Origin of the sequence: Methanoregula sp., assembly GCF_002835825.1 — an archaeon.
Taxonomy (GTDB): domain Archaea; phylum Halobacteriota; class Methanomicrobia; order Methanomicrobiales; family Methanospirillaceae; genus Methanoregula.
The window spans coordinates 1-2,606 of record NZ_PIZH01000308.1 but is presented as its reverse complement, the minus strand read 5'-3'; the positions used below and the strand labels follow the sequence as shown (position 1 = coordinate 2,606).

Below are 2,606 nucleotides of genomic sequence, written 5' to 3'. Positions count from 1 at the left end.
GCCCGGGTGCTTGACCGACTTGCCCCAGATCCGGGCATACCGGAACTTCTGGACGAACTCGCGGTGAAGCTTGTTGCAGACGTCCTCGACCGTGCTGCCGTTCCGGATAATGAGCGGCTCATCCATGTCCGCTTCTCCTCCATGCGGCTTGAGATAGAGACGGATGAACCCGAGGCAGTCGTAGATTGCGTCCTTAAGTTCTTCCAGGTGATAGCCGGCCGCTGCGGAGATCATGAGGGGCGGATTGCCGAACCGCTCCCCGATATCGTGCTCGATCTCCAGGTAGCGTTCCTTGTCCACGAGATCGACCTTGTTGACCGCGATGAACGCCGGGATGTACACGCGGTTGCCCTGCACGGCATCGATGAGATCGTCCTGCGTTGCGTTCCCGCGGATCAGGATGTCGGCGTTCATCATCTTGGACTCGGCAAGGATCGAGCGGACTTCCTCGATGTCGAGGTCCAGGGTGCCGACCGCGTTAAGCCGTATACCGCCGACTGAAGACTTCTTGATGGTGATGTCCGGTTTCCGCACATTGATCCGGATGCCGGCATCGTAGAGTTCCTTGATGAGGACATCGAAGTGCGCCTCGTTGAAGACATCCACGAGGATGATGATGATGTCCGCGTTCCGCACCACCGCGATGACTTCCTTGCCCCGGCCCTTGCCCATTGCTGCGCCCGCGATAAGCCCGGGAATATCGAGGAGCTGGATCTTCGCACCCTTGTGTTCCAGCGCCCCGGGCACGACCGTGAGCGTGGTGAACGCGTATGCCCCGACCGCACTCTCGGTCCCGGTCAGCTTGTTGAGGAGCGTACTTTTACCGGTAGACGGGAACCCGACAAGGACGGCCGTCGCGTCGCCGGACTTCTTGACATTGTACCCTTCCCCGCCGCCCCCGGACTTCATTGCCCGGTTCACGGCCTCGTCTTTCAGCCGTGCGATCTTTGCCTTGACCCGTCCGATATGCTTGGAAGTAGCCTTGTTGTAGGGCGTCTTGACTAACTCGTCTTCGAGCTCCTTGATCTGGTCTTCAAGACTACTCATTGCCTATAGTAATCGCCGCAGGTCGGAGATATAGTTGATTGTGCAAAAGGGGAGCGGGGAAAATGCCAAAGCCGTGCCGTGCCCCCGTAAAAAGATATAAGTATCCACATCGCCCACATTAGAGGGCAACTTGCTGCTATAGTGTAGTCCGGCCAATCATGCGAGCCTCTCACGCTCGCGACTGGGTTCGAATCCCCATAGCAGCATCTACTCTTCTGGTTAGAATCCCTCTGCCAAGGCTAATATTCTCCGGGACACTATATTGAAAAAGAAATGGAGCCTTATTCACCCCGGACCCTCCCACTCGGTGATATCGACTGGATGGCACATATTCCCCGAATCGGGAAAGCGAATGCGGCCCTTGCCCGGTATGACGGCCTGCTCCAGGGCATTATCAATCCCGAGATCCTTCTTTCTCCTCTCACCATCCGCGAAGCAGTGCTCTCGTCACGGATAGAGGGCACGCAGGCATCCCTTGAAGAGGTCCTGCAGTTCGAAGCAGACCAGGCACACAAGATTACTCCGGAAAAGCGGCTGGATATTCAGGAAATCATTAACTATCGGTCGGCGATGCGGGTTGCTGTCGAAGACTTGGGAAGACGGCCGATATGCGCGAATATGATCCGCGATCTTCATCGCATCCTCTTGACCAGCGTCCGCGGTCGCGACCGGGAGCCCGGGGAGATCCGCCGCATCCAGAACTACATTGCTCCCTACGGTACTCCTATCGAACGGGCCACGTTCATCCCTCCGCCACCGAACCTCGTACCGGATGCGCTCACGAACTGGGAGAATTATCTGCACAGTGAAGAACGGGATCCGCTTGTGCAGCTTGCGGTACTGAAGGCACAGTTCGAGCTCATCCACCCGTTCCGCGACGGGAACGGAAGAATCGGGCGGATGCTGGTACCCATCATCCTCTACAACAAAAAGATCCTGTCAACGCCAATGTTCTATATCAGTGCGTACCTTGAGGCCCACCGGGATGAATACTACGACAATCTGCTTGCAGTCTCCCGTGATAACGACTGGAACGGCTGGATAGGATTCTTCCTTCAGGCGCTCATCGAGCAGGCCACTGAGAATAACCAGAAGGCAACGGCGATCATCGAACTCTACGAGAAGATGAAAAAAGAGGTCCCCGAGGCAACGCATTCCCAATACGCAGTCCAGGCAATCGACACGCTCTTCTCGCGTCCGATCTTCAAGAGCGCTGATTTCATCGCGGAGTCAAAAATTCCCAAGCCGAGCGCCCATCGTATCCTTAAGGGACTGACCGAAGCGGATATTCTCACAGTAAGCCGGGAAGGGAAAGGAAAGAGCCCGACGATTTACCGCTTCTCACGGCTGATCGCGATCACCGAGAGCAGCAGCGGATAATTTCTCGGAAATTCCTTGGGACCGTTGCGTATCGGAATCCTACAAAAGTGAGATACAAAGAGGTTTTGTGTCTCACCAGTGATACACAAGATGCTGTTGTGTCTCATTTTTTCGCTTTTATGAGACACAAGATTTCCAACAGTATCCGGGCAATTTCCAGACACTCCAAAGGATAATTC

General features: G+C 55.5%; 2 protein-coding genes and 1 tRNA gene. 2 read left to right on the top strand and 1 reads right to left on the bottom strand.

Annotated elements, in window-relative coordinates; genetic code table 11:
- Positions 1-1,047, bottom strand: a 1,047-nt coding sequence (locus CW742_RS10265; RefSeq protein ID WP_292420039.1) for a GTP-binding protein, incomplete at its 3' end; no start/stop codon positions are given.
- Positions 1,048-1,179: 132 nt separating this feature from the next.
- Here CW742_RS10265 and CW742_RS10260 point away from each other — a divergent pair.
- Together CW742_RS10260 and CW742_RS10255 are read left to right on the top strand one after the other, a co-directional pair.
- Positions 1,180-1,253 (top strand) — tRNA-Glu (locus tag CW742_RS10260).
- A gap of 115 nt (positions 1,254-1,368) precedes the next feature.
- Complete coding sequence (locus CW742_RS10255) at positions 1,369-2,427, top strand: Fic family protein (RefSeq protein WP_292420037.1); 1,059 nt, start codon at positions 1,369-1,371, stop codon at positions 2,425-2,427.
- Positions 2,428-2,606: the final 179 nt, after the last annotated feature.